Source organism: Streptomyces sp. NPDC012888 (genome assembly GCF_042900645.1).
Classification (GTDB): Bacteria; Actinomycetota; Actinomycetes; order Streptomycetales; family Streptomycetaceae; genus Streptomyces.
In genome coordinates, this window is the sequence record NZ_JBIBBM010000009.1 from 33,192 (window position 1) to 58,908 (window position 25,717).

22 protein-coding genes are annotated in these 25,717 nt (G+C 73.1%); 10 read left to right on the forward strand and 12 right to left on the reverse strand.

Annotated elements, in window-relative coordinates:
• Window positions 1–15: 15 nt before the first annotated feature.
• Together ACFY61_RS17490 and ACFY61_RS17495 are read right to left on the reverse strand one after the other, a co-directional pair.
• The gene (locus ACFY61_RS17490) at window positions 16–1,722 is read right to left on the reverse strand and encodes a hypothetical protein (protein WP_389472817.1); all 1,707 of its coding nucleotides are present in this window, start codon (window positions 1,720–1,722) and stop codon (window positions 16–18) included.
• Window positions 1,723–1,776: 54 nt separating this feature from the next.
• Window positions 1,777–2,880 carry a DNA alkylation repair protein gene (locus ACFY61_RS17495; RefSeq protein WP_389472820.1) on the reverse strand — a complete coding sequence of 368 codons (1,104 nt, stop codon included), beginning with the start codon at window positions 2,878–2,880 and terminating at the stop codon, window positions 1,777–1,779.
• Between the two features lie 271 nt (window positions 2,881–3,151).
• Here ACFY61_RS17495 and ACFY61_RS17500 point away from each other — a divergent pair, with 271 nt between their 5' ends.
• The 3 genes from ACFY61_RS17500 (at window position 3,152) to ACFY61_RS17510 (ending at window position 6,002) form a co-directional block, all read left to right on the forward strand.
• Complete coding sequence (locus ACFY61_RS17500; protein WP_389472821.1) at window positions 3,152–4,711, forward strand: APC family permease; 1,560 nt, start codon at window positions 3,152–3,154, stop codon at window positions 4,709–4,711.
• Window positions 4,712–4,858: 147 nt separating this feature from the next.
• Entirely contained in the window at window positions 4,859–5,146 is a 288-nt protein-coding gene (locus ACFY61_RS17505; protein ID WP_389472822.1) for a hypothetical protein, read from the forward strand.
• A 61-nt stretch (window positions 5,147–5,207) separates the two neighbouring features.
• The gene (locus ACFY61_RS17510) at window positions 5,208–6,002 is read left to right on the forward strand and encodes a DUF4239 domain-containing protein (RefSeq protein ID WP_389472823.1); all 795 of its coding nucleotides are present in this window, start codon (window positions 5,208–5,210) and stop codon (window positions 6,000–6,002) included.
• A 3-nt stretch (window positions 6,003–6,005) separates the two neighbouring features.
• On the opposite strand, the gene ACFY61_RS17515 is transcribed toward ACFY61_RS17510, so the two are convergent.
• The 4 genes from ACFY61_RS17515 to ACFY61_RS17530 form a co-directional block, all read right to left on the reverse strand.
• The gene (locus tag ACFY61_RS17515) at window positions 6,006–6,866 is read right to left on the reverse strand and encodes a TIGR03619 family F420-dependent LLM class oxidoreductase (RefSeq protein WP_389472825.1); all 861 of its coding nucleotides are present in this window, start codon (window positions 6,864–6,866) and stop codon (window positions 6,006–6,008) included.
• A gap of 101 nt (window positions 6,867–6,967) precedes the next feature.
• Window positions 6,968–8,029 (reverse strand): ADP-ribosylglycohydrolase family protein, encoded by a 1,062-nt coding sequence (locus ACFY61_RS17520; protein ID WP_389473234.1) that lies wholly within the window; start codon window positions 8,027–8,029, stop codon window positions 6,968–6,970.
• A 428-nt stretch (window positions 8,030–8,457) separates the two neighbouring features.
• Window positions 8,458–11,052, reverse strand: a complete 2,595-nt coding sequence (locus ACFY61_RS17525) for a bifunctional FO biosynthesis protein CofGH (RefSeq protein ID WP_389472827.1) — start codon at window positions 11,050–11,052, stop codon at window positions 8,458–8,460.
• Window positions 11,053–11,074: 22 nt separating this feature from the next.
• Complete coding sequence (locus tag ACFY61_RS17530) at window positions 11,075–11,857, reverse strand: SDR family oxidoreductase (protein WP_389472829.1); 783 nt, start codon at window positions 11,855–11,857, stop codon at window positions 11,075–11,077.
• Between the two features lie 351 nt (window positions 11,858–12,208).
• Here ACFY61_RS17530 and ACFY61_RS17535 point away from each other — a divergent pair, with 351 nt between their 5' ends.
• The 3 genes from ACFY61_RS17535 (at window position 12,209) to ACFY61_RS17545 (ending at window position 16,298) form a co-directional block, all read left to right on the forward strand.
• The gene (locus ACFY61_RS17535) at window positions 12,209–13,624 is read left to right on the forward strand and encodes a family 2B encapsulin nanocompartment shell protein (RefSeq protein WP_389472831.1); all 1,416 of its coding nucleotides are present in this window, start codon (window positions 12,209–12,211) and stop codon (window positions 13,622–13,624) included.
• A gap of 311 nt (window positions 13,625–13,935) precedes the next feature.
• On the forward strand, window positions 13,936–15,405 hold the full coding sequence (locus ACFY61_RS17540; protein WP_389472833.1) for a family 2 encapsulin nanocompartment cargo protein terpene cyclase: 1,470 nt from the start codon (window positions 13,936–13,938) through the stop codon (window positions 15,403–15,405).
• 14 nt (window positions 15,406–15,419) lie between these two features.
• Entirely contained in the window at window positions 15,420–16,298 is an 879-nt protein-coding gene (locus ACFY61_RS17545; RefSeq protein ID WP_389472835.1) for a geranyl diphosphate 2-C-methyltransferase, read from the forward strand.
• A gap of 1,145 nt (window positions 16,299–17,443) precedes the next feature.
• Here ACFY61_RS17545 and ACFY61_RS17550 read toward each other — a convergent pair.
• Window positions 17,444–17,629, reverse strand: a complete 186-nt coding sequence (locus ACFY61_RS17550) for a DUF397 domain-containing protein (protein WP_389472837.1) — start codon at window positions 17,627–17,629, stop codon at window positions 17,444–17,446.
• The gene (locus ACFY61_RS17555; protein ID WP_389472840.1) at window positions 17,626–18,486 is read right to left on the reverse strand and encodes a helix-turn-helix domain-containing protein; all 861 of its coding nucleotides are present in this window, start codon (window positions 18,484–18,486) and stop codon (window positions 17,626–17,628) included. Before ACFY61_RS17555 ends, ACFY61_RS17550 begins: the two co-directional genes overlap by 4 nt.
• Window positions 18,487–18,626: 140 nt before the next feature.
• Here ACFY61_RS17555 and ACFY61_RS17560 point away from each other — a divergent pair, with 140 nt between their 5' ends.
• From ACFY61_RS17560 to ACFY61_RS17570, 3 genes are all read left to right on the forward strand, one after another.
• The gene (locus tag ACFY61_RS17560; RefSeq protein ID WP_389472842.1) at window positions 18,627–19,025 is read left to right on the forward strand and encodes an ATP-binding protein; all 399 of its coding nucleotides are present in this window, start codon (window positions 18,627–18,629) and stop codon (window positions 19,023–19,025) included.
• Between the two features lie 255 nt (window positions 19,026–19,280).
• Window positions 19,281–20,336 (forward strand): helix-turn-helix domain-containing protein, encoded by a 1,056-nt coding sequence (locus ACFY61_RS17565; RefSeq protein ID WP_389472843.1) that lies wholly within the window; start codon window positions 19,281–19,283, stop codon window positions 20,334–20,336.
• A 49-nt stretch (window positions 20,337–20,385) separates the two neighbouring features.
• A complete protein-coding gene (locus ACFY61_RS17570; protein WP_389472845.1) occupies window positions 20,386–21,018 on the forward strand; it encodes a Uma2 family endonuclease in 633 nt (210 codons plus the stop codon).
• Here the strand turns inward: ACFY61_RS17570 and ACFY61_RS17575 are convergent.
• From ACFY61_RS17575 to ACFY61_RS17585, 3 genes are all read right to left on the reverse strand, one after another.
• Window positions 20,964–21,653, reverse strand: coding sequence for a response regulator (locus ACFY61_RS17575; RefSeq protein ID WP_389473236.1), 690 nt, complete (start codon window positions 21,651–21,653; stop codon window positions 20,964–20,966). The genes ACFY61_RS17570 and ACFY61_RS17575 overlap by 55 nt on opposite strands.
• 61 nt (window positions 21,654–21,714) lie before the next feature.
• Entirely contained in the window at window positions 21,715–22,929 is a 1,215-nt protein-coding gene (locus ACFY61_RS17580; RefSeq protein ID WP_389472848.1) for a sensor histidine kinase, read from the reverse strand.
• Window positions 22,930–23,130: 201 nt separating this feature from the next.
• Window positions 23,131–24,327 (reverse strand): PLP-dependent aminotransferase family protein, encoded by a 1,197-nt coding sequence (locus ACFY61_RS17585; protein WP_389472850.1) that lies wholly within the window; start codon window positions 24,325–24,327, stop codon window positions 23,131–23,133.
• A 152-nt stretch (window positions 24,328–24,479) separates the two neighbouring features.
• Between ACFY61_RS17585 and ACFY61_RS17590 the strand changes: the two genes are divergently transcribed.
• Entirely contained in the window at window positions 24,480–25,331 is an 852-nt protein-coding gene (locus tag ACFY61_RS17590; protein ID WP_389472853.1) for a hypothetical protein, read from the forward strand.
• An 84-nt stretch (window positions 25,332–25,415) separates the two neighbouring features.
• Here ACFY61_RS17590 and ACFY61_RS17595 read toward each other — a convergent pair whose 3' ends face one another.
• Window positions 25,416–25,628 carry a DUF397 domain-containing protein gene (locus ACFY61_RS17595; protein ID WP_389472856.1) on the reverse strand — a complete coding sequence of 71 codons (213 nt, stop codon included), beginning with the start codon at window positions 25,626–25,628 and terminating at the stop codon, window positions 25,416–25,418.
• Between the last annotated feature and the right edge of the window lie 89 nt (window positions 25,629–25,717).

A 25,717-nucleotide genomic window follows, 5' to 3' on the forward strand; every position in this document is an offset into this window, starting at 1 on the left:
CGGGGCTTCGGGGGGTCAGGCGTAGCCGAGGGCGGTGGCCAGGGTGGGGGCGCCGCCGGTGAGGCGGGCGTACGACTTCGGGTCGGCCGTGGCGAACCGCTCCACCGCCTCCTCCGCCCCCACCCCCGGCCCCAGCTCCCACGTGAAGTACAGGCACGGCCCGTCCCCCGGCCCCGGCCGGTACTCGAAGGAGACCAGCACCCGCTCCGGGTCCCGCCAGGCCGTGGCGACGGACACCCTCCGCACGCCCCACCGCGCGGCGAGCTCCGGCCGGTCCCGCAGCGCGGCCCTGATCAGCCGCGCGGTCTCGCGGGCCGGCCACGACCAGCCCCGGTCGTGTTCCGCCCGCGCCACCTCCGCCTCGTACGCGGCCGCGTCGAAGCGGAGCGCGGCCGGCGGCGGTCCGGCCGACGCGCCGCGCCAGCCGTCCCACACCACCTCGCCGCCCTCGCGGCGGACGGTCACGTACAGCGCCCCGCAGCAGCCCTCCGTGCAGTACGCCTCGGCGAGCTGTACCTCGCGGGGCGCGTCGCCGGCCCGCAGCGCGCCGGTGTCCAGCAGCTGCTCGGGGGTGTGCCCCGGGCCCCGCCGGAACAGCGCCGGCAGCAGCGGGCGGCCGCCGACCAGGATCCGGGTCTCGACGAGCGGGTCGTGGTCCGGGTCCTCGACGACCACCTCGATGCGCAGGGGCTCCGGCCCGCCCGCCGCCCCGCCCGCCGGCCGGCGCACGGGCCCCAGGGCCGCGAGCAGGGCCTCGCGCCGCCCGGGCGCCCAGTCGAGCAGGGCGCTCGCGCCGCTGTGCAGGTCGGACGCGGTCGCCGTCAGCAGCGTGCGCCGGTCCGGGGTGGCGGGGAGCCGGGGCGCCGTCGCGGCCAGGGCCTCGTAGACGGCCGTGGCCGGACGGTAGTCGAGCACCTCGGCCCGGTCCTGCCGGTCGCCGGACATGGCCCTGAGCAGCCGGCCGGCGCAGAGCAGCAGCCGGGCGTCGTCCGGCCGGGCCCGCAGCAGCCGGTCGAGACGGGCGGCCTCGGCGATCCTGCGGGGCAGCCAGCGGGCGGCCGAGTCCCGGTCCGGCGGGTCGTCCGAGCCGGTCAGGGCTACGAGGGCGTCCCGCGCGGCGGAGCCCTCGGCGCCGTCCGCCACCGCGGCGTCCAGCAGCGCGGTCAGTTCCCCCGAGCGGTTGCGGTCGGCGAGCACCAGCAGGGCCGCCGCCCGGCGGTCCAGCGGGTCGAGCGCGGCGGTGGCCGCCCGCCGCAGCGCCTTCAGCAGGCCGAGGGTCCGCAGCACTTGCACGTCCTCGGGTTCGCCGAGGTGCCGCAGGAGTGCGATGCCGACGGCCACGGCAGCGACGTCGGTTCCGTGCGCGGCCAGCCGCCGGGCGGTGCGCCGGGCCGCGGTGACGTGGCCCGGGGCCGGGCGGGGGACGTGCGCGTGCACCGTGTGGTGCGGCATCCGCAGCTCGCGGACCGCGCGGTGCACGCCCGCGGCGGCCCGTACCGGGTCGGGGTCGGCCAGCAGTGGTGCGAGGGCCGCGGTCACCTCGTCCCGCGCCCGCTGCCGGCGCAGGTCCGGGCGTGCGGGTGGTGGGCCGGGGTGCTCGTCGGGGAGCGGGAACCCGCGTCGCGGGACCCGGCCGTCGGGTTCGATGCCGTGCCGGAAGAGGGCGTAGTCGTGGAGTGAGGGGCGCGGGGTGAGCGTCCGGCGCTCGTCGCGGGCGCTCACCGGGCGGGGTGGGACTCGATTCCGTAGGTCATGCGGGGAGCGTGCCAGGTGCGGTCACCCGGCGTCCAGCGAGAATGCCGCTTCGCCGCGGACGCGGCCGTTGACCTGGAGCTGGACCAGGTGCTCGCCGGAGTGGTAGCGCCGGGTGGTGATCGGCTTGAACGAGTGCCGCTTCGTGCCGGCGAGGGTCTCCCCGGGGGCCAGGGCGCGCGTGGTCAGCTTGAACACCTTCGCGGTGCGCGCCCCGTTCGCCTTGGTGTGGTGGACCAGGTAGTCCACCACCAGGTGGGCGGGGGTCCGCCCGGTGTTGGTGACGGCGTACTCGAAGACGAGGTACTCCCCGACGGCCACCCGGGGCGTGGTGACCAGCGGCCCCCGCACCGCGACGGCGACGTCCGGGGCGTGGCCGAGTAGCGACAGGGCCTGCGCGCTGCCCGCCTTGACCAGGGTGCGCAGGCCGTGGCGGACGACGCGGTCGGTGGTCGGGGCGGCGGCGGCCAGCCAGCGGGCGGCGGTCTCGACGGCGAGTGCGGGGTGGTCGCGGGCGATGTCGTTGAGGTGGTTGGCGACGGAGCGCCGTACGTACTCGGAGTCGTCGCGGTACAGCGCGTCCAGCACCGGGAGGGCCGGGCGCGGGTCGGCGACGAAGGCGGGCAGCTGCGGTGCCCACGGCAGCCGGGGCCGGGTCCCCTCGCTGGCCAGCCGGCGGACGTGCGGGTCGGGGTCGGTGGTCCACCCCTGCACGACGGCGAGGGCGCGGGCCGGGTCGGCGCGCAGGAAGGGCCGGACGGCGCTTTCGGCGGTCAGCCGGGGCGTGAGGTCGCGCAGCAGGGTCAGGCCCGGCTCGAACACCTCGAGGCCGCGGACGGCGACGGCCTCGTCGACGGGGAAGGTCATCCACCCGCGGAAGCCGGGGTCGGCGAGGGCGGCTCGCACGGCGGCCTCGAATCCGGGCCAGTCGGCCGGCAGGTCGGCGAGCACGGCGTCGCGGACGGCGGCGACGCGGCCGCTGTAGGTCAGGCCGTCGAGGGTGGCGGCGCGGGCGCGCAGGGCCGGGGCGGAGGCGGGGCGGCCGGTGGTCCGGGCGAGGGCGTCGCCGAGTCGCGCGGCCAGGTCGTTGACGGTATCCGCGCTGATGAGTTCGTCTGCGGTGGGCACGGGGCCAGTCTGGCGGAGGACGCCCGGTTTGGGGGCCCCGGAAAATTGCCACGGGAAAGTTTGGAACCGGGCAAAACGGGCACTCCTGCGGTTTCCGTAATTCGGAACACCGGGGTCGGCGCCTGCCGAACGGCGGATGGATGTCTGAGTGAACCTTGTATTGCATGCCGGTGAATGGCCTGGATCTCGCCAATCGAAGGGTTTCAGGGCTGTGAAGTTCCGGAGTTAAACGTTCCGGATAAGGAAACCGCAGGCTCTACCGTCCTTACCCATGACACAGCTGGACACGCGGCCCCAGGCCGGAGACACGGTAAGCGGAGCCGCCGAGGGCGACCTCCGCGGCAAGGGACTCGGGAAGGGTTCCGTCGGCCTGCTCGGCAGCGCCGTGATCGGCATCTCCACGGTCGCCCCCGTCTACTGCCTGACCTCGACCCTGGGCTCCACGGCCGGCGAGGTCGGCGTACAGATGCCGGCGATCTTCCTCGCAGGCTTCCTCCCGATGCTCCTGGTGGCCTTCGCCTACCGCGAGCTCAACAAGGCCGTACCGGACTGCGGCACCTCCTTCACCTGGACCGTCAAGGCCTTCGGCCCGCGCGTCGGCTGGATGTGTGGCTGGGGCCTGGTGATCGCCACGATCATCGTGCTGTCCAACCTGGCCGGCGTCGCCACCTCCTACTTCTGGCTGCTGGCCGGAGAGGTCACCGGCAACCCGTCGGTCGCCGCCCTGGACGAGAACAAGTTCGTCCACATCGCCACCTGCCTGACCCTGATCGCCGTCGCCACCGCCATCAGCTACCGCGGCATGACGGCCACCAAGGGCGTCCAGTACGCGCTCGTCGGACTCCAGCTGGTCGTCCTGGCCGTCTTCGTGGCCATGGCCCTGCAGAAGGCCTCCGCCGGCACCTTCGACACCGGCCTGGACTTCTCCTGGTCCTGGATGAACCCCTTCGCCGTCGAGTCCATGGCCGCCTTCACCGCCGGCCTCTCCCTCTCGATCTTCATGTACTGGGGCTGGGACGCCTGCCTGGCCACCAACGAGGAGACCACCGGCTCCGAGAAGACCCCCGGCCGCGCCGCCCTCGTCGCGATGGTCGTCCTGGTCGGGTCCTACATGGCCACCGGCATCGCCGCCCAGATGGCCGTCGGCTCCGGCACCGAAGGCCTCGGCCTCGCCAACGAGGAGACCTCCGGCAACGTCTTCGCCGCCCTGGCCGGTCCCGTCATGGGCCCCGCGCTCGGCGTCCTGCTCTTCATCGCGGTCCTGGCCTCCGCCGCCGCCTCCCTGCAGACCACCTTCATCCCGGTGGCCCGCACGGTCCTGGCCATGTCCACCTACGAGGCGCTGCCGCCCGCGTACGCCAAGGTCCACCCGAAGTTCAAGACCCCCGGCCGCGCCACCGTCATGGCGGGCGTCGCGACCGGCGCTTTCTACACGGTCATGACCCTGGTCAGCGAGAACGTCCTCACGGACACGATCTTCGCGCTCGGCCTGATGATCTGCTTCTACTACTCGCTGACGGCCTTCGCCTGCGCCTGGTACTTCCGCAAGGAACTCGGCCGCTCCGCCCGCGACCTCTTCTTCAAGGGCGTCTTCCCGCTCCTCGGCGGCGTCCTCCTGGCCGCGGTCTTCTTCAAGACCCTCTACGACACCTACGACCCCTCCTACGGATCCGGCTCCGCGGTGTTCGGCGTCGGCAGCGTCTTCGTCATCGGCGTCGGCCTGCTGCTCCTCGGCGTGGCCATCATGCTGGTCACCGCCCGCCGCAGCCCGGCCTTCTTCCGCGGCGAGGTCCTCACCAGGACCACCCCCGCCCTGGTCGTCCGGGACTGACCTCCGGGACCCACCAGGACCGACCCACCCCAACCCGCTGTGTCCACGCGTACACCGCCGGCCCCGGACCGACCCCCTCGGTCCGGGGCCGGCGGCCTTTCCGCGCCCCGGGCGTTGCCGCGCCGGAAGGCGGTCGTTGGACAGCGCATGAACGTCATGAAGCGCACCCTCGCCGCCCTCGTCCTCTCCGGCGGCGCCGCCGCCGTCCTGGTACCCGCCGCCCACGCCGACGACGCCCCGTCCGGAGTCACCCCGGTCGTCGACCGCGTCGTCGGGATCGCCGACGACCCCCACCAGGCCGTCACCGACGCCAAGACCGCGGTCGGCGTCGCCACCACCGCCGTCGGCAGCTCCGCGAAGGCCACCGACTCCTCCCTCTCCGGCGCAGGCGACGCCCTGGACACCGGCCTCCCCAAGACCCCGAGCGTCGGCTGACCCGGCGCCGTACCCGCGGGCGGCGCGGGTACCTGATCCCCGCCCGCTCGTTGGGCAGCGCATGGCCCTCTGGTTGCTCAATCACCTGAACACCGGCGTCCTCGGCACGCTCGTCGTCGGCGGCATCGTCGCCCTCGCCCTGGCGGGCAGCGTCGCCGTCCGCCGCCGCTATCCGCACCTCTCCCGCGGCGACCACAACGAGATGGTCGGCGTCGCGCTCGGCATGTTCGGCGCCATCTACGGCATCATCCTCGCCTTCGTGGTCGTCACGCTGTGGACTCAGCTGGAGAACACGCAGACCGTCGTCGCCGCCGAGGCGACCGACCTCGCGGTCGTCGTGCGCAGCGCCGAGGCGTTCCCGGCGGAGGACCGCGCCCGGATCGAACGGGCCGTGGGCGACTACACGCACGGCGTCGTCGACGTGCAGTGGCCGCTGATGCGCGAGGGCCGCCCCAGTTACGGGGCCACCTCCGAGCAGATGCACCGGATCTACACGGCGCTCCAGGCGTACGAGCCCGCCACCGGCCGCCAGCGCGCCTTCTACGACGAGGCCGTGACCCGCCTGAGCGACGTCACGGAGCAGCGCCGCGCCCGCATCACGATGGCCGAGACGTCCCTGCCGGTCCTGCTCCAGCTGCTCGTGTACGGCGGGGCGCTGGTGATCCTTCCGCTGACCCTGCTGTTCGGCCTGCGCAGCCTGAAGCTGCAGTTGCTGTTCGTCTCGGCGGTGGCCGGGCTCATCGGCTTCAGCCTCCTGCTGGTGCTGGTCCTGGACCGCCCCTTCGCCGGGGAGCTCAGCGTCAGCCCGGCCCCGTACAAGGAAGGCGCCCTGGCGCGGTTCTGGCCGAACGGGTAGGCGTCACAGGTACCGGGCGTACTCGTCCAGGGTGCGCAGGACCTCCGGCTCGGCGGCGGAGGGGAGCTGGACGACGACCTCCTCGATGCCGAGGTCCGCGTAGTGGGCGAGCTTGCCCGGGCTCGGGTGGACGGCGTACGGCACCACCTGGAGGGCCTTCGGGTCGCGCCCGGCGCGTTCCCAGGCGGTCCGCAGGACCGGGAGGGACTCGGTCAGGCCCCGGCCGCCGATCGGCAGCCAGCCGTCGGCGTACTCCGTGATGTGGGTGAACAGCTTCGGCCCGGCCGCGCCGCCGATCAGGGTGCGCGGCCCGTGCAGGGGGGCGCCGCCGGCCTGTTCGCGGGGCGGCCGGGCCGGCTTGGGGTGCGCGTGGCTGGCCCGTACGGCCCCGAACTCGCCCACGTAGCCGGTCGGTTCGGGTGCCCACAGGGCCCGCATCAGCGCCATCCGGTCCCGGACGAGTTCCCTGCGGGTGCCCCACTCGACGCCGTGGTCGGCGGCCTCCTCCCGGTTCCAGCCGTAGCCGATGCCGAGGGTGAGACGCCCGCCGGAGAGGTGGTCGAGGGTGGCGGCCTGCTTGGCGAGGACGATGGGGTCGTGCTGGGCGGCCAGGGTGATGCCGGTGCCCAGGTGCAGCCGGTCGGTGACCGCGGCGGCCTGGCCGAGCGCCACGAACGGGTCCAGGGTGCGGCCGTACTCCTCGGGCAGGTCCCCGCCCATGGGGGCGGGGGACTCCCGGCTGACCGGGATGTGGGTGTGCTCCGGCAGGTAGAGGCCGCTGAACCCGCGCTCCTCCAGGACGCGGGCGAGGCGTACCGGGGTGACGGTCCGGTCGGTGAGGAAGATGGTGGTGGCGATCCGCATGGGTGCTGGCACCTCCGTCGGTTCCGGCGGTTCCGGGTTGGCCGCCCCACCGTACGGGGTGCGCCCGTGAATGTTGAGAGGACGCGGGGCGGACGTGTCCGTCAGCCCCGGGGGTAGCGGGCCAGCCAGCCGGGTGAGGAGACCGCCGGGCCGTGCAGGGCCGGCCCCTGCGTCATCTCCAGGGCGAAGTCGTCGGCGAGTTCGAGGATGGTGGCCCGTCCCTCAAGGTCGGCGAGCCAGGGCGCGGGCAGCGCGGTCTCGCCGTGCAGCGCGCCGAGCAGGGCCCCGCACAGGGCGCCGGTGGCCGTGGAGTCCCCGCCGTGGTTGACGGCGAGGCGCAGGCCGTGGCGTACGTCCTCGGCGACCAGGGCGCAGTAGACGGCGACGGCGAGGGCGTCCTCGGCGTCCCGGCCGTCGCCGGGGGAGAGGGACTCGACGGTCGCGGGGGAGGGCGGGCCGCTGGTGACGGCCGCGAGGGCCCGCTGGAGGGCGTCGGTGACCGGCTGGTGGCCGGGGCGGGAGCCGAGCAGGCCCAGGGCCCGCTGCACGGCCGGGTCCAGCGAGTCGCCGCGGGTCAGGCCGTGCACGATCACCGCGAAGGCGCCGGCGGAGAGGTAGGCGATGGGGTGGCCGTGGCTCTGCGCCGCGCACTCCACGGCCAGTTGGAGGACGAGCGCGGGTTCCCAGCCGACGAGCAGGCCGAAGGGGGACGAGCGGACGGTGGCGGCGGCGTCGCGGGCGGTCGGGTTCTTCGGCTTGGCCAGGGTCCCGAGGATGTCGTCGCCGAAACCGGTCAGGCAGGCCCGGTCGGGGCCGCGGCGCGCGTACAGCCACTCCTCGTGGGCCAGCCAGCCGTTGTCGCGGCGGCGTTCGTCGGGACCCCAGTCGTGCTGGGTGGCGGCCCAACGCAGGTAGGCGCGGTGGATGTCGGTGGGCGGGTGCCAGGCGCCGGTGTCCCGGCGGACGTGGGCGCGGATCAGCCCGTCGACGGTGAACAGGGTGAGCTGGGTGGAGGCGGTCACCGCCCCGCGGCGGCCGAAGGCGCTGCCGGGCTCGGTCAGGCCCTCCAGGCCGTGGGTCTCGCGGATGCCGTCCAGGGACAGCCCGGCCACGGGCGCGCCGAGGGCGTCGCCGATCGCCGCGCCCAGCAGGGTGCCGCGCACCCGGCTGCGGAAGTCCTGCTGTTCGGCCCGGCCCCAGAGGCCGGCCGCGCGTGTGTCGGCCGCCGGTCCGGCCGCCGCTTCGACCCCCGTTTCGGCCGCCGGTTCCGCGCGGGTCGCCCCCGGCTCCGCGGCCGCGGCCGCCGCGGTGCTCGCGGTCGTCGCGGTCCCCGGTCCGGTCTCCGTCAACGCGTCCAATGCAGTCCCCCCACCCCTGGTTCTGGCGCGCACTGTAATGGACACGTCCAGCCGAAACCGGAAGCGGTGGGTCGGGCGGCCCGTAAGTGAGCACAGAAAGGCCGGAAAGCGAACAGTTCCGGCCGCCCGGGCGGAGACAGGACAGGGCAGGGCAGGGCAGGCGACGAGCGGATCGGGATCCGCCCCGGCGGCGAGGTGGCCGCCGGGGACGGCGCCGGCCCGGCCCGCCGCCGTCAGTCCAGCACCGGCAGCAGCTCCGGCAGGTGCCCGTCCGACGCGGCGGCCGCCCGCCGCCGCTCCTCGGGCACCTCCCCGTACAGCGTGGTCCGCGGCTTCGCCGGCCGCCCGGCCGCCCCCGCGACCGCCACCAGGTCCCGCACCGACTTGTACGAGCCGTAGGAGGACCCGGCCATCCGGGAGATGGTCTCCTCCATCAGCGTCCCGCCCAGGTCGTTGGCGCCCGACCGCAGCATCTCCGCCGCCCCCTCCGCACCCAGCTTCACCCAGCTGGTCTGGATGTTCGTGATGTGCGGGTGCAGCAGCAGCCGGGCCATCGCCGTGACCGCCCGGTTGTCCCGGACCGTCGGACCGGGCCGGGCGATGCCCGCCAGGTACACCGGCGCGTTGGTGTGGATGAACGGCAGCGTCACGAACTCGGTGAACCCGCCGGTCCGCTCCTGGATCCGGGCGAGGGTCCGGAAGTGCCCGAGCCAGTGCCGCGGCTGGTCCACGTGCCCGTACATCATCGTGGACGAGGAGCGGATGCCCAGCTCGTGCGCGGTGGTGACGACGTCGATCCAGTCGGCCGCGGGCAGCTTCCCCTTCGTCAGCACCCACCGGACCTCGTCGTCGAGGATCTCCGCCGCCGTCCCCGGGATCGAGTCCAGCCCGGCCTCCTTCGCGGCCGTCAGCCAGTCCCGCACCGACATGCCCGTCCGGGTCGCCCCGTTCACCACCTCCATCGGCGAGAACGCGTGCACGTGCATGCCCGGCACCCGCTCCTTCACCGCCCGCGCGATGTCGAAGTACGCCGTGCCCGGCAGGTCCGGGTGGATGCCGCCCTGCATGCACACCTCGACCGCGCCCACGTCCCACGCCTGCTGCGCCCGGTCCGCTATCTGGGCCAGCGACAGCGTGTACGCGTCGGCGTCCGTCCGCCGCTGCGCGAACGCGCAGAACCGGCAGCCCGTGTAGCAGACGTTGGTGAAGTTGATGTTCCGCGTCACCACGTACGTGACCTCGTCACCGACCACGTCCCGCCGCAGCTCGTCGGCGATCCGGCACAGGGCGTCCAGCGCCGGCCCGTCCGCGTGCAGCAGCGCCAGCGCCTGCCCGTCGGTGAGCCGCGTCGGATCGTCGGCCGCCACCGCCAGGGCCTGCCGTACGTCGTCCTCGATGCGCTCCGGGGCCATCCCCGGGGCGGCCGCCTCGCGCAGCGCCTCCCAGTCCCCGTAGACGTGGTCGAAGTCCTCCCGCCGGTCCGCGGAGCGGCCCTCGGTGTCGATGGCGGTGTGCAGGTCGGTCCGGCCGGACGAGGAGAACGCCTCGTCGGGCTCCTGCCAGGGCCGTCCGGTCACCTCCGCGTCCGCGACGGCCAGCCCGGTCTCCGGATCCGCCAGCGCGCCCACGTGCGGCAGCAGCCGCGGGTCCAGCCAGGGCTCGCCCCGCCGCACGAACTCCGGGTACACGCAGAGCCGTTCCCGCAGCTCGAACCCGGCCGCCGCGGACCGTTCCGCCAGCAGGTCGATCTGCGGCCAGGGCAGTTCCGGGTTGACGTGGTCGGGGGTCAGCGGGGACACCCCGCCCCAGTCGTCGATCCCGGCGGCGATCAGCCGCGCGTACTCGCCGTCCACCAGGTTCGGCGGGGCCTGGAGGCACGCCGACGGCCCCATGACGTGCCGGGCCACCGCCACGGTGGCGACCAGGTCGTCCAGCTCGGCGTCCGGCATGCCGCGCATCGCCGTGTCCGGCTTGGCGCGGAAGTTCTGGATGATCAGCTCCTGGATGCCGTGGTACGCCCGGGAGACCCGGCGCAGCGCGAACAGCGACTCGGCGCGCTCCTCGTACGTCTCGCCGATGCCGATCAGCAGCCCCGACGTGAACGGCACGGAGGACCGGCCGGCGTCCTCCAGCACCCGCAGCCGCACGGCGGGCTCCTTGTCCGGGGAGCCGTGGTGCGGGCCGCCCGGCTCGGACCACAGCCGGGTGGCGGTGGTCTCCAGCATCATCCCCATCGAGGGGGCGACCGGCTTGAGCCGCTGGAAGTCGGCCCAGGACATCACCCCCGGGTTGAGGTGCGGGAGCAGGCCGGTCTCCTCCAGGATCCGGATCGCCATGGCACGCACGTAGGCGAGGGTGTCGTCGTAGCCGTGCGCGTCGAGCCACTCGCGGGCCTCGGGCCACCGGTCCTCCGGCTTGTCCCCGAGGGTGATCAGGGCTTCCTTGCAGCCCAGTTCCGCGCCGCGGCGGGCGATGTCGAGCACCTCGTCGGGGGACATGTACATCCCGTGCCCGGCGCGGCGCAGCCTGCCGGGCACGGTCGCGAACGTGCAGTAGTGGCACTTGTCCCGGCACAGGCGCGTCAGGGGGATGAAGACGCTCTTCGAGTAGGTGATGACCCCCGGCCGTCCGGCCGCGGCGAGCCCGGCGTCGCGGACCCGTCCCGCCGAGGCCGTCAGGTCGTCGAGGTCCGCGCCGCGCGCCCGGAGCAGGACGGCGGCCTCGGTCACGTCGAGCGCGACGCCGTCGCGGGCCCGCCGGAGCGCGCGGCGCATGGCGTTGTCGGTCGGAGCGTCTGCGTTGCCCGGCGGATTCCCGGTATTGGTCATGCGCCGAGCATACGATCGGCGGTCACCGCATCAGCTCCCCGGCGTTGACCAGCAGCGATTGGCCGGTAATCGCCCGCGCCCGGTCGGAGGCGAAGAACACGGCGGCGTCGGCGACGTCCCCGTCGGTGGCCAGCTCGGGCAGGGCCATCCGCTCGGTGAGCCGCCCCAGCACCTCCTCCTCGGACACCTGCTCGGCGTGCGCGGTGAAGGTCACGTACGCCTGGACCGGCGGCCCCCACATCCAGCCGGGCAGGACCGTGTTGACGCGGACGCGGTGCGGGCCCAGTTCGCGGGCCATCGAGTACATGGCGGAGGTGAGGGCGCCCTTGGAGGCGGCGTAGGCGGCCTGCTGCACCTGCGAGGGCGCGGCCACGGCGGACTGGGTGCCGATGACGACGACGGAGCCGCCGTGCGCCTTCAGCGCCGGCAGGCAGGCCCGGGTCATCCGCAGGGTCCCGAGCAGGTTGACGTCGATGATCTGCTGCCAGGTGCCGAAGTCGGCGTCCTGGAGTCCGCCGAAGTAGGAGTCCCAGGCGGCGACGTGCACGACGGCGTCGATCCGGCCGAAGCGTTCCAGCGCGAGGGCGGCGAGGGCCTCGCACTGCGCCTCGTCGGAGATGTCGGTGGTCCGGTAGGCGGTGTGCCGGCCGTCCGGGTCGATCTCGGCGGCCGACTTGGCCAGATTCGCCTCCGTCCGCGCCCCGAGCACGGCGTCGCCGCCCTCCCGTACGACGGCCGCGGCCACCTGGTGCCCGAGCCCGGCGCCGACGCCGGAGACGATGACGGTCTTGCCCTGTAGCAGCATGCGGCCTCCCGGCGGACCCGATTCTCTGACGGCACGTCAGATTAGGGTCCCGCCCCGCAGGAGGGAAGGGGGGCGCCGTCCCCGCCGCGCACACGCACTCGGACACGTGTTCCAGGCGGCTTGAATGCCGCCGGTCGCCCGCACAAACGCCACGCCGGACAAGATCACTGCTTCGAGGTAATGCCAGGCCCATCCGGCGGCCCGGCGGCCTCACCGAGCGTTACTGTTCCTTCGGATCTGGACGGATTGCCCCGTTGGTGCAATGCCCGGCCATTCGCCCTCTTCATTCCTCTTTCAACGGTGACGGGCTGCCATGCCCCGCACCGCCCTTGCGAAGGAGACCTCGCCCCGATGACCGTTGACACCGGCCAGGAGACCCAGCCGGCGGCCCCCCGGCAACAGGCCAGCCTCGCCACGGCCGCCGCCCGCAACCTTGCCACCACGACCAAGTCCGCCCCGCAGATGCAGGAGATCACCTCCCGCTGGCTGCTGCGGATGCTCCCCTGGGTGGAGACCAAGGGCGGCACCTACCGGGTGAACCGCCGGCTGACCTACACCGTCGGCGACGGACGCATCGAGTTCGTCCAGAACGGGGCCGAGGTCCGGGTCATCCCCCGCGAACTCTGCGAACTCGCCCTGCTGCGCGGCTTCGAGGACGAAGAGGTGCTCACCGCCCTCGCCGGCCGCTGCGTCACCCGCGAGTTCCGCGCCGGCGAGGTCCTCGTCGAACGCGGCACCCCCGCCGACAGGATCCACCTGATCGCCCACGGCCGGATCGGCCAGACCACCCTCGGCAAGTACGGCGACGACGTGGAAGTGGCCGTCCTCGCCGACGGCGACCGGTTCGGCGAGAACGCCCTCCTGGACGCCGACGCCACCTGGGACTACACCGCCACCGCCGAGACCCCCGGCACCCTGCTCACCCTCTCCCGCGCCGACTTCGCCGCCGTCGTGGACAACGCCCCGCACCTGGCGGCCCACCTGGAGGCCTTCAGCTCCCTGCCGCTCCAGCGGCAGAACCGTCATGGCGAAGCCGAGATCGCCATGTCGTCCGGCCACACCGGAGAACCCGAGCTCCCCGGCACCTTCGTCGACTACGAGCCCAACCCGCGCGAGTACGAGCTCTCCATCGCCCAGACCGTCCTGCGGGTCCACACCAGGGTCGCCGACCTCTACAACGGCCCCCACAACCAGACCGAGGAACAGCTCCGGCTCACCATCCAGGCGCTCCGCGAACGCCAGGAGCACGAGCTCGTCAACAACCGCGAGTTCGGCCTGCTGCACAACGCCGACTTCAAGCAGCGCATCCAGACCCACTCCGGCCCGGTCACCCCGGACGACATGGACGAGCTGCTGTGCCGCCGCCGCGGCACCAAGTTCTTCTTCGCGCACCCCAAGGCCATCGCCGCGTTCGGCCGCGAGCTCAACTCCCGCGGCCTCTACCCCGACCACGTGGACGTGGGCGGGCAGTCCGTACCGGCATGGCGGGGCGTACCGATCCTGCCCTGCAACAAGATCCCGATCAGCAAGGAGAACACCACCTCGATCCTCGCCATGCGCACCGGCGAGGACAACCAGGGCGTCATCGGCCTGCACCAGACCGGGCTGCCCGAGGAGTACGAGCCCGGCCTGTCCGTCCGCTTCATGGGCATCAGCGAGCAGGCGATCATGTCCTACCTGGTCACCGCCTACTACTCGGCCGCCGTCCTCGTCCCCGACGCCCTCGGCGTACTGGAGAACGTGCAGATCGCCCGCCGGCGCGACTAGCCCCGCCCACCCGGGCCGCGCGCCGGCCCCCGGCCGCGCGGCCCGCACCGCACCGCACCGCACCGCGCCCCGGCCCGGCCCGCCCGCCACCACGGCCCGCGGCGGCCGACCCGGCCTGCGGCGGCCGATCCAGCAGGCTGCGGCCGACCCGGTCGGGGCAGGCCCGGCGTGCGCGGCCTGCCGTGCCTGTCGCGCCTGCCGCGTCTGCCGTGCCTGCGTGCCTGCCGTACCCCGGCGCACCAGCCTCCGCCGGGCGCACCGCGGCACGCCCCGGACCCGGGACACGCCACCCACCCCTGAAGGAGCCACGGATGCCCGATCCCGGGCCCTCCCCCCTGCCATCGGGCCGGCCCTCCGTCCCGACCCGCCTCGCGGCCCTCGGACTCGGCGTGGGCCACGGTGCCGGCGCACGCCGGGCCGCCCCGGCGCCACCGCCCGCACCGCCCGCACCCGACGAGGCCCCCGCAGCGGCGGCCCCCGCCGCGCCCGCCCCGGACGTATCGCCCACCGCGCCCACAGCTCCCGCCGTACCCGCCGTACCCGCCGAGCCCGTTCCGGTGACGGCGGCCGCGCCCGCGCCCGCGCCGGCCGTACCCGGCGCGCCCGCGCATCCCGAAGGCCCCGGCGGGGACGCGGTCGCCGAGCCCCTACGGCAGGTGGCCGCCGTCACCGCCGCCCCGGAGCCCGAGTCCTTCGTGGAACGCCTCCGCCGCGGCCCCCACGGCCTGGGCACCACCAGCCTGCACTTCGCCCCGCGCGAGCGACCCCCCGCACCGGCACCGTCCTCCGGACCGCCGGCCCCCGGCAGCCCCATCCCCGGCCTGTACCACCACCCGGTCCCGGAACCCGACCCCGTCCGCGTGGAGGAGGTCAGCCGCCGCATCAAGCGGTGGGCCGTGGACGAGGCCGAGGCGTACCCCCCGGAGTGGGAGGACCAGTTCGACGGGTTCTCCGTCGGCCGCTACATGGTCGCCTGCCACCCCGACGCCTCCACCATCGAGCACCTGATGGCCGCGACCCGCCTGATGGTCGCCGAGAACGTCCTCGACGACCAGTACTGCGAGGACCACGGCGGCTCACCCGTCGGCCTCGGCGGCAGGCTCCTCATGGCGCACACCGCCCTCGACGCGGTCCACACCACCAAGGAGTACGCCCCCCAGTGGGCGGAGTCGCTCAAGGCCGACGCCCCCCGGCGCTCCTACCGCTCCGCCATGGAGTACTTCGTCCGGCTGGCCACGCCCTCCCAGGCCGACCGGTACCGGCACGACATGGCCCGCCTGCACATGGGGTACCTCGCCGAAGCCGCCTGGGCCGAGACGGACTACGTCCCGCACGTCTGGGAGTACCTGTCGATGCGGCAGTTCAACAACTTCCGCCCCTGCCCCACCATCACCGACACCGTCGGCGGCTACGAACTCCCGGCGGACCTGCACGCCCACCCCGGCATGCAGCGGGCCATCGCCCTCGCCGGCAACGCCACCACCATCGTCAACGACCTGTACTCGTACACCAAGGAGCTCAAGAGCCCCGGCAAGCACCTGAACCTGCCGGTGGTCATCGCAGAACGCGAGCGCCTCTCCGAGCGCGACGCCTACCTCAAGGCGATCGAGGTCCACAACGAACTCATGCACGAGTTCGAGGCCGCCTCCGCCGAAATGGCCGCCGCCTTCCCCGCCCCGGTCGTCCTGCGCTTCCTGCGCGGAGTGGCCGTGTGGGTGGACGGCAACCACTACTGGCACCAGACCAACACCTATCGATACAGCCTGCCCGATTTCTGGTAAGGACGGACTTATCTGTGACCAGCACCGACATCACCACCGCCGGCTCCCTGTTCATCCCGGGCCCCGCGACCCCGTACCAGGGTGACATCGCCCGTTACTGGAACGCCGAGGCCCGGCCGGTCAACCTGCGTCTCGGCGACGTCGACGGCCTTTACCACCACCACTACGGCATCGGCGACGTCGACCACGCCGCCCTCGGCGACCCCGCGGACAGCGAATACGAGAAGAAGCTGATCGCCGAACTGCACCGCCTGGAGTCGGCGCAGACCGACGTGCTCCTCGACAACCTGGGCGCCATCGGCCGCGAGGACACCCTCGTCGACGCCGGCTGCGGGCGCGGCGGCTCCATGGTCATGGCCCACCAGCGCTTCGGCTGCAAGGTGGAGGGAGTCACCCTCTCCTCCAAGCAGGCCGACTTCGCCAACAACCGGGCCGCCGAACTGGGCATCGCGGACCACGTCCGCGCCCGGGTCTGCAACATGCTCTCCACGCCCTTCGAGACCGGCCAGGCGGCCGCCTCGTGGAACAACGAGTCGAGCATGTACGTCGACCTGCACGACCTCTTCGCCGAGCACTCCCGCGTACTCGCCGTGGGTGGCCGATACGTGACCATCACGGGCTGCTGGAACCCGAAGTACGGCCAGCCCTCGAAGTGGGTCTCCCAGATCAACGCGCACTTCGAGTGCAACATCCACTCCCGCCGCGAGTACCTGCGCGCCATGGCCGACAACCGCCTCGTCCCGCAGACGGTCATCGACCTGACCCCGGACACCCTCCCGTACTGGAAGCTCCGCGCGACCTCGTCCCTCGTGACGGGCATCGAGGAGGCCTTCATCAAGTCCTACGAGGACGGCTCGTTCCAGTACGTCCTGATCGCGGCGGACCGGGTCTGACGGACGTGATCGCCCGGGACCTGGATCCCGGGCGGGGTGGGGGTGGGTGGGCTCACTCGGGCGGTGGCGTTGGACGCCGGGCGGGGGTGGGGACGGGTGGGCCCACGCGGCCGGACCGCGAATGCGGGGCGGGGGTGGGGGTGGGTGGGCTCACCGGACCGGTGGCGTTGAATCCGTCGGGGTGGTTGCCCGTCCGTCCCATCGTCCTTCCGGGGCCGTCCGCCCTGTCAAGGGCGCTCCTTCGTCGCGTCGCTGCGCGATGGCCTTCGGCCACCCTTGACAGGGCGGCCGTCCCCGGAAAAACGACAGACGAACGGACAACCCAAAACAAGGGCAAGGGGTCACCCTGTCCTTCGGGTGCGCCCGTTTGCGGTCCGGGGCCGGGGGCGGCGGCCGAACCCGCCCTCCGGGCGGGAAGCCCCACCTTCACCCACCCGGAAGGTGCATCAGACGGGCTGCCCGAGGGCACCCCACACCGCTACACCCTCCACTCGGCAAAGTGTCCCCGTGTGGTCGGTGGCCGGACATAGACCGCCAGCGATCGCTACGCGCTCCGGCCGTCCCGGCGGCCGAAAGGCCGTCCGGGGCCGATGTCCGCAAGGAAAGACCGTCTGGCGCGTCGTGGATTGCAGTCAGACACCCCTCGGGTCGACGGGAGGGGCGGCAAAGTGTCTCAAATAGGGCATATCGCGGGCCTTTTGGGCTCGACCGGTCCCCTTGCCTCATTCCAGGACCGTCTGGCGCTCACTAGCGACCCCATACCGCCGTAACCGGCCCCACGCGGCTCCGGAGGCCGCCAATACAGCCGATGGCCCTCCGCCCTCGGGCGGCTTATGTCCGGCCACAGACGGGACAGGGACACTGAGACGGCCGAAGCGCGTAGCGATCCGGGGTGGCCGCCCGGCACCGGCCCGCGACCGGGCAGGGCTCAGGCTTTGGACGCCCCCTGCCCTGCTTTTGGGGCGGTCCGTCTGTCCTTCGTAGTTCCGGGACGGGTGGCGGGGTCAAGGGTGGCCGAAGGCCATCGCGCAGCGACGCGACGAAGGAGCGCCCTTGACGCCGACGCCCGGCCCGGAAGGACGATGGGACGGACGGGCAGCCTCCCCGACGCTGTCCCGGTGCGGGCCGGCTGTGCTCCGCCGCCTTTACCGCGCCTGACCGACGAAGCCGGCCCAGGCGGCGGGGGAGAAGCTCAGGTGTGCGCGGCTGATGTCCTTGGAGTCCCGGACGAGCACGGATGTGGTGGCTTGCGCCACCTCGACACAGGAGTCGCCCTCAGGGCCGCTGCTGTAACTGCTCTTGAACCACTCCAGCTCGGGTTCGCTGATCATGTCTCTCCCAGCACGTGCTCAATGAAGGACAGCGACTCCCGCGGCGTGAGAGCCTGGGCCCGGATCATCCCATACCGCAGTTCCAAGATCCTCAGGTCGCGAGCGTGGGAGACGGGGCGTCCGTTGAACGCTCCTTCGGAGCGTCCGACGGCTGAGCCGTCGGCGAACTTCAGGATCTCGATCCCACCGTGCATCCCGGCGTGGATCTCGACATCGAGCGGCATGATCTGCAGGGCGATGTTGCGCATCTCGGCTACCTCCGCCAGGTGTTCGAGCTGTCGCCGCCAAACCATCTTGCCTCCGATTCGACGGCGCAGAGTCGCCTCTTCCTGGACGAGAGTGATTGAGGGCGCCGGGTCGCGGTCGAACACGACCTTCCGAGCCATGCGGGCTGCCAGGAACGCCTGGATCTCGGTCCGCGAGTAGGGCGGCTGTCGCATCTCGAAGAGTGCGCGGGCGTGCTCCTCGGTCTGGAACAGACCGTGCACGGTGTGAACGCTGTACGAGCCGACTTCGACGGCCTTCGCTTCCATCTTCGCCAAGTCCCGCACCCGCTTCGGGTACCGCGCCTGTTCCATGTCGCGCTTCATCGCCGACACCCGCCCACCCGCCTGGAGCGCCTCGTCGGCCTTGTCCAGGTACTCCGGGCGCGGGATCCGTTTGCCGGACTCGACCTTGTAGACGAGGTCCTCGCCGTAGCCGATCCTGGCCGCGAACTCCGCCGTGCGCAGGCCCGCCGCCTCCCGCCATACGCGTAGCTGGCGGCCCACCGCCGCGACCACCGCCGCGCCCTGTTCGTCCTCCGGGTCGACCTCCCAGCCTGGCTCGTCCGTGCTGCCGTTGTGCTCCGCGTCCATGCGTGCGCCACCTCCACAACGCGCGCTACCCGACCGGTGGTTCGGACAGCCTGGACAGGCGTGGACAAGGCCCGGACAGTCGCTGTACGTGCCGGCCTCGTCGCTGTTCAGGGTAGGTGGGTGTGGCCACGCTGAGTGACGTGAACGAACAACTCAGCCGGATCCCGGTGCCCGTGCACACGTTCACCGTGCAGCTCTCCTCCACACCGCGCGGAGCGCGGCTCGCGCGGCTGCTCGCCGTCGAGCAGCTGCGCGGGTGGGGGCTGTTCTTCGGCGCGACCGCGCACGTCGTCGCCGAGTTGGCGAACAACGCGATCACGCACGGGCTGGTGCCCGGGCGGGACTTCAGGCTCGGACTCGTCGTCGATGGGCGCGGCATCGTCCGGGTGGAGGTCGCCGATACCCGAGCGGACCGCGTCCCGGTGGTGCCGGGCCGGGGACTGGCGATCGTCGGGGCGCTGGCCGAAGGGTGGGGAGTGGAGCCAGGACCCGCCCCGAGGAAGACCGTTTGGGCCCTGGTTGACGCCGGATCGGGGTGACCGGGAGGCGGTTGGTCCGCGACGCGGTCGCCCACGTTCCTAACTGATAAAAGACCAGGGAAAGTACCCAACCAACCAAACCCGGGCGGCTCGGCGGCGCCGTCGCTCGCACGGGTGAACTGTTTCAACTGGAGTGGAAATGGTGCCCGGTTGCGGGCATATGCTCGCCGCGACAACCACCGACATGAGTCGGCCCCCGCCGGGACTGCCATCCCGAACGAGGGCCTGACCAAACGAGGAAGCACTACCTTCCCGATGGCTTCTAAGCAGCGTAGCGCGGGCCTGTCCCCGCAGTCGTGCATTCCGGCCGGTTCACCTCGATCCGGTGTCATCCACGTCAACGTCCCGCACGAGGGTCACTTCCTGGTGGTGGGCAACGACCTCGCCCGGCACCCGACGATGTCGCTGGGAGCCCGTGGGCTCGCCGTGTACATCCAGTCGCTTCCGTCGGGGACGCGGATCGGTGTGAAGGACCTGGTGGAGAGGCTCCCCGAGGGCGAGTACGTCCTCGCCCGGCTGCTGCGGGAGCTGGAGTCCTACGGGTATCTGGCCCGGGTGCGGGTGCAGCTCGATTCGGGGCGGATCGCGACGCGGACGATCTCCTACAACCGGCCGGAAGCCGCCTGGCAGGGCGAGCTCACGGACCCGGCCACGGAGCCCGTCTCTGTCTCCGAGCCCGTCTCCGTCCCTGAGCCGGACCCCGTACCCGAGCCCGTCTCCGTCCCCGAGCCCGGCCACGTCCCCGAGCCCGACCCGCAGGACCCCGAGCCGGACCCGGAGCCTGACCCGGACCCCGATCCCGACCCCGATCCGCCCGTCGCCGCGCCCGTTCCCGTGGGCTCCGGTGAGGGCGGGGAGCCGCTTGGCAGGGCGGAGGTGACGTGCGCGGAGGTGCCCCTGCCGCAGGCGGGGGAGGAGCGGCCGCGGGCGCGGCTGGACGACGCGCGGGACATCCTCCGGGAGCTCCGGTGCTTCGACCCACGGTTGCTTCTGCCGGTCAGAGACGTGCAGCGGCTGGCACCCGAGGTCGCCCGCTGGCTGGAGGGCGGGGCTCCGGCGGCCTACGTACGGCGGGTCCTCACCGAGGGCCTGCCGGTGGAGCTGAGGCATCCGGCGGGTCTGCTCGCCCATCGGCTGCGGGAGCTCGCGCCGCCACCGCTCCCGGTCCGTTCCGCGGCCCCGGTGGTGTTCCCGCCGGACCTGCGCCCGCCCGACCCCTGGCAGACCTGTGACGGCTGCGAGCGGGCGTTCCGGGGGCCCGCGCCGGGCCGCTGCCGGGATTGCCGGGCCGGTGGCAGGAAGGCTGCTTAGCATGAGGGTGATGACTCGGCCCCCAAGGCACGGACGAGGAGCCACCACCATGATCACTGTGCCGGAAGGCTCGCGGCAGGGTGCGTCGGCGTACAGCGCGATGCGCGAGGCGCTGAGGGCGCTGGACGACACCGTTCCCGGGAAGTTCGAGATCACGCGAGAAGGGATCGTCCACGACATGACGTCGCCGGGACGACCGCATGAGGTGACCGCCGCGTTGGTCGGTCGCCGCCTTGAGAGGGTCATGCCCGACGGCTTCTGGGCGCACACCGGGACGCCGGACGTGGAGGACGAGCCGGAAGGCGTCCTGCGGCACCCGGACGTCATGGTCATCGCCTTCGCCGACATGGAGGGCGAGGGAGCGTTCGATGCCCGGGAGGTCCTCGCCGCCGTCGAGGTGGTCTCCCGCTCCAACCCGGACAACGACTGGGTCGGGAAGATGCGGGACTACCCGCTGATGGGCGTGCCCGTCTACGCCGTGTTCGACCCCCGGACGGGCACCGGTGCGGTGATGCCCGACATCCACGACACCCCGGAGGGTCCGCGCTACGCGACCCGCAAGGACTTCGTGTACGGCGAGGACGTGACCATCGCCGGGTGGACGATCTCCACCGAGGGGCTGCCCCGTTACGCCCCCGAGGGCCAGGTGTCGCCGGCCGGTCCGGCGAGGCCCGCCTCGTAGGCGAAGACGACGGCCTGGGCGCGGCTGCTGAGGCCGAGCTTGCTCATGCAGTGGTGGACGTGGGTCTTGATGGTCGCGGCGCTGAGGACCAGGCGTTCGGCGATGTCGGAGTTGGAGAGGCCGGCGCCGACCAGGCGGAGCACCTCCACCTCGCGGGGGGTGAGGACGTCCAGCCGGGGGTGGGCGGGGCCGCCGGAGGTGGTGGGGCGGGGCGGGTTGTAGGCGGCGACCAGACGGGAGACGACGGTGGGGCTGAAGAGCATCTCGCCGGCGTGCACGGTGTGGATGGCGGCGAGCAGGCGGTCGGGCGGGGTGTCCTTGAGGAGGAAGCCGGAGGCTCCGGCGCGGAGTGCCCCGTAGACGTACTCGTCCAGGTCGAAGGTGGTGAGGACGAAGACCTTCGGGGTGGGGCCGGGGCGGGCGGCGGCGTCGGCGAGGATGCGTTCGGTGGCGGTGATCCCGTCGACGCCGGGCATGCGGATGTCCATCAGGACGACGTCGGGGCGAAGTTCGGCGGTGAGCCGGACGGCTTCCTCGCCGTCGGCGGCCTCGCCGAGGAGGTCGATGCCGGGGGCGGCGCGCAGCAGGGCCGTCAGGCCGGTGCGGATGAGGAACTGGTCGTCGGCGACGAGCACCGTGGGCACCGTCCGGCCTCCTGCGTCAGGGCTGTGTGCCGGTGTTCCGTCGCCCCAGGTGTCATGCGGCACCGGTGACCGGCAGGGTCAGCCTCACCTCGAAGCCCCCGCGCGGGGCGGGGCCGGCCGTCACCGTCCCACCGTAGATGGTGGCCCGTTCGCGCATGCCGATCAACCCGTGTCCGCCCACCGGTGCGGGGCGGCCGGTGGGCCGGCCGTCGTCGGCGACGGTGATGCCGAGGGTGTCGGGGCGGTAGTCGACGCGGACGGTGGCCCGGTTGGCGGTGGGGGCGTGCTTGATGACGTTGGTGAGGGCTTCCTGGACGACGCGGTAGGCGCACAGGTCGAGGCCGGCGGGCAGGGGGTAGGGGGTGCCGGAGGTGGTGACGTCGACGGTGACGCCGGCGGTGCCGACGCGTTGGGCGAGTTCGCCGAGGCGGCCGAGTCCGGGGGTGGGGGCGGGTGAGGCGGGTTCCTCGGGGTCTCCGTTGCGCAGCACGAGCAGCATGCGGCGCATGTCGGCCATGGCTTCCTGGCTGCTGTCGGCGATGGTGTCGAGGGCGGTGCGGGCGGTGTCGGGGTCGGTGGTGAAGACGTAGCGGGCGAGGCCGGTCTGGACGGAGACGACGGACAGGTGGTGGGCGACGACGTCGTGCAGTTCTCGGGCCATTCGAAGGCGTTCCTCGGTGACCGCCTGCCGGGCGCGTTCCTCCTGTTCGTGGCGGAGCTGGAGGGTGAGGCGGGCCAGTCGCTCGCCGCGTTCGGCGAGGCGGCGGGAGCCGTCTCCGGCGACCCAGCAGACGGCGGTCATGGTGGTGACGAAGCCGACGCTGAGGGCGCCGATGCCGGGTTCGGCGAGTCGGGTGCCCCACAGGAGTACGGGGAGGGCTACGGCGGCGCAGCGCAGGGAGGTGCGGCGGGGGCGCAGTGCGGCGACCGTGTAGAGGGCGAGGCCCAGGCCGCAGACGACGACCACGTGGTAGTAGGCGAGCGTGAAGTAGGTGAGGACGCAGGCGGTGGTGGCGGCGAAGACGGTGACGGGGGCGCGGCGGCGCAGGGCGAGCGGCAGGTAGACGGCGGCGACGAGGGCGTAGGCGAGGGTGTCGGTGTCGCGCCAGTAGTCGTGCGGGTCGGGCCAGTTGCGGAGCATCGTGAAGGAGATGCCGAAGGAGCCGACGGCGTATACGACTTCGGCGGTGTTCGCCAGGGCCTTCCGGGCGGTGGACCGGGTGGAGGCGCGGTCGGGGGCGCGGTCGGCGGATATGGACTCCGGCACCGTCGCAGGGTACGCCGGAGGCCGGAGGCGTGTCCGCAGGTCCTCGCGGAGTACAACCCTGGTTGTAGGCGGGCACCCCCGCTCGGGGGAGGGGGAGTTCACCCTCCGGGAGGGCGAGGCCGGGGGGCGGTGGCCGTTACGTTCTCGGTGGGTCACCGCTTCCCGTACGGGGGTCGGGAAGCGGGGCCCGGGGCGGTCGGCTCAGGGGGTGCGGGTGGCGCGGGTGAGCCGGTGCAGGCCTTCGGTGATCTCGGCCGGGGTGTGGGTGGTGAAGGACAGGCGCAGGGCCCGCGGGTCGGGTTCGGTGCTGTAGAAGGGGGCGCCGGGGACGAAGGCGACGTCGTGGGCGACCGCCGACTTCAGCAGGGCGGTGGCGTCGTGGCCCTGGGGGAGGCGGGCCCAGACGAACATGCCGCCCTCGGGGCGGTTCCAGGCCGAGCCTTCGGGCAGGGCGTCGGCGAGGCCGGCCAGCAGGGCGTCGCGGCGTTCCCGGTAGGCGTCGCGGATGCGGGTGACGTGGGCGTCGAGGTCGGCGGCGGTCAGGTAGTGGGCGGCGGCGAGCTGGTCCACGGTGGAGGTGTGCAGGTCCGCCGCCTGTTTGGCGACGACCGCGGCGCGGCGCAGGGCGGCGGGGGCGCGGAGCCAGCCCAGGCGCAGTCCCGGGGCCATGATCTTGCTGAAGCTGCCGAGGAGCGCGGTGCGGTCCTCGGCGCCGGGGTGTGCGGCGAGCCAGGGGACCGGGGCTCCGTCGTAGCGGAGTTCGCCGTAGGGGTCGTCCTCGACGAGCCAGAGTCCGAGGCGGGCGGCGGTCGCGGCGACGGCGGCGCGGCGGGCCGCGGGCAGGGTGCGGCCGGTGGGGTTCTGGAAGGTGGGGACGGTGTAGAGCAGTTTGGGGCGTTCGCGCCGGACGAGTTCCTCGAGGGCGTCGGGCAGGATGCCGTCCTCGTCGCAGGGGACGGCGAGGACGCGGGCGCCGGCCATGCCGAAGCACTGGAGGGCCGCGAGGTAGGTGGGGTTCTCCACCAGGACGACGTCGCCGGGGTCGACCAGGGTCGCCGTGATCAGGGTGAGTGCCTGCTGGGAGCCGGTGGTGACGATCAGGTCGTCGGGGGCGGTGGGCAGGCCGCGGCCGGTCGCGCGGGCGGCCACGGCCTCGCGGAGTTCGGGCGCGCCCTCGGTGGTGGAGTACTGCAGGGCGCGGCGGGCCGAGGTGGTGAGGGCGGTGTCGTAGGCGGCCCGCAGGCCGGCGGTGTCGAACAGTTCGGGGGCGGGCAGGCCGCCGGCGAAGGAGATGACGCCGGGGCGTTCGGTGAGGGCGAGGATCTCGCGTACGGGGGATCCCCCGACCGAGGTCGCGCGGGTGGCGAACGGGGGCGGCTGCTCGTGCTGGGCGCGCATGCGGGCTCCTCGGCCGGGACTCCTGGTTGGCGGACACAGTAGTGAAGGAACGTGTATCCGCCAATCAGTTGTCCGGTGCGTGGGACGCGCCGGTGCCGGGCGCCGTGTCCGGGGGCTCCCCATCTGACGCTGCATCAGCTAAACCGGTGGGCATGGCGACAGAAGACACGCACCAGGACACCCGCGCCGAGGCGTACGCCGAGCTGGCCGCCGTCGGCCCGTACGGCGTGCACCCCGGCCACGCCCTCATCACCATGGTGGAGCCGCACCCGGGCCACGAGTACGCCTACAACCGCTGGTACGAGGACGACCACTACTACGCCGGGGCCATGGCCATGCCGTGGATGTACGCGGGGCGCCGCTGGGTGGCCACCCGGGACCTCCAGGAACTGCGGTACCCGGAGAAGTCGGCGGTGGCCCAGCCCGTCACCACCGGCTGCTACGTCTCCACGTACTGGATCACCGACGGCCGCTACGGCGAGCACATGAAGTGGACGGTCGGCATCAACAAGCGGCTCAACCGGGACGCCCGGGTCTACCGGGACCGGACGCACGTCTTCACGTCCTTCCAGGACCACGAGGCCACCGTCTACCGCGACGGGGCGGCGGGCCCGCGGGACTTCCACGCGCTGGACCACCCCTACCGGGGGCTCGTGGTGGAGGTCGTCGACGCGGACGGCCCCGAGCGGCGGGCCGAGCTGCTGGAGTGGCTGCGCTCGCGGGCCCTGCCGCGGCGGCTGGCGGGCGGGCCGGCCGCGATGGTCACGGTCTTCCGTCCGACGCCGTTGCCGGGCGACCGCATGACCTACGTCAAGCAGGTGGAGGGGGTGGACACCCGGCTGACCCTGCTGTGGTTCCTGGAGGCCGATCCGAGGGACTGCTGGGACCGGTTCCTGGGTCTGGACGAGGAGGTCGCGGAGGCGGGCCTGGGGCGGGTGGAGCTGGTGGCCCCGTTCATCCCCACCGTGCCCGGGACCGACCGCTACGTGGACCAGTTGCGCTGAGGCAAGGCCGAGCCCCCTCGGCCGGGACGGCGGACCAGTCGAGAGGGCTCAATCGGCGGGATCTGCGGGGTCTCGTCGCGACGTTCAGACGAGGCGCCCCAGACCGCCTTCGGTGACCCCGTTGACGAACGAGGTCCAGGAGGCCGGCGCGAAGGCGACGGACGGTCCGTCCTGCACCTTCGAGTCGCGCACGGCGACGGTCTCCATGACGGGGGACTTCACCTCGATGCACGCACCGTTCCCGGTGGAGTAGGAGGACTTGGTCCAGTTTTCGGTGGCGCCCTGACGAATGGCCATGTTTTTCTCCGGTCCGGCGAGTCCTGCGGATGTGGCGCCAACCTTCTGCTGGTTGGCGTGATCGACGCTACTCGCACGGCTCGATGGGT

Bases quoted from the DNA above. Each gene is read 5' to 3' on its own strand.
- ACFY61_RS17510 (WP_389472823.1), top strand. From the start codon at position 5,208: ATGGCCCTCTGGTTGCTCAATCACCTGAACACCGGCGTCCTCGGCACG.
- ACFY61_RS17585 (WP_389472850.1), bottom strand. From the start codon at position 24,327: ATGCGCGCCCAGCACGAGCAGCCGCCCCCGTTCGCCACCCGCGCGACC.
- ACFY61_RS17570 (WP_389472845.1), top strand. From the start codon at position 20,386: ATGATCACTGTGCCGGAAGGCTCGCGGCAGGGTGCGTCGGCGTACAGC.
- ACFY61_RS17565 (WP_389472843.1), top strand. From the start codon at position 19,281: ATGGCTTCTAAGCAGCGTAGCGCGGGCCTGTCCCCGCAGTCGTGCATT.
- ACFY61_RS17515 (WP_389472825.1), bottom strand. From the start codon at position 6,866: ATGCGGATCGCCACCACCATCTTCCTCACCGACCGGACCGTCACCCCG.
- ACFY61_RS17505 (WP_389472822.1), top strand. From the start codon at position 4,859: ATGAACGTCATGAAGCGCACCCTCGCCGCCCTCGTCCTCTCCGGCGGC.
- ACFY61_RS17500 (WP_389472821.1), top strand. From the start codon at position 3,152: ATGACACAGCTGGACACGCGGCCCCAGGCCGGAGACACGGTAAGCGGA.
- ACFY61_RS17540 (WP_389472833.1), top strand. From the start codon at position 13,936: ATGCCCGATCCCGGGCCCTCCCCCCTGCCATCGGGCCGGCCCTCCGTC.
- ACFY61_RS17535 (WP_389472831.1), top strand. From the start codon at position 12,209: ATGACCGTTGACACCGGCCAGGAGACCCAGCCGGCGGCCCCCCGGCAA.
- ACFY61_RS17590 (WP_389472853.1), top strand. From the start codon at position 24,480: ATGGCGACAGAAGACACGCACCAGGACACCCGCGCCGAGGCGTACGCC.
- ACFY61_RS17525 (WP_389472827.1), bottom strand. From the start codon at position 11,052: ATGACCAATACCGGGAATCCGCCGGGCAACGCAGACGCTCCGACCGAC.
- ACFY61_RS17550 (WP_389472837.1), bottom strand. From the start codon at position 17,629: ATGATCAGCGAACCCGAGCTGGAGTGGTTCAAGAGCAGTTACAGCAGC.
- ACFY61_RS17530 (WP_389472829.1), bottom strand. From the start codon at position 11,857: ATGCTGCTACAGGGCAAGACCGTCATCGTCTCCGGCGTCGGCGCCGGG.
- ACFY61_RS17555 (WP_389472840.1), bottom strand. From the start codon at position 18,486: ATGGACGCGGAGCACAACGGCAGCACGGACGAGCCAGGCTGGGAGGTC.
- ACFY61_RS17595 (WP_389472856.1), bottom strand. From the start codon at position 25,628: ATGGCCATTCGTCAGGGCGCCACCGAAAACTGGACCAAGTCCTCCTAC.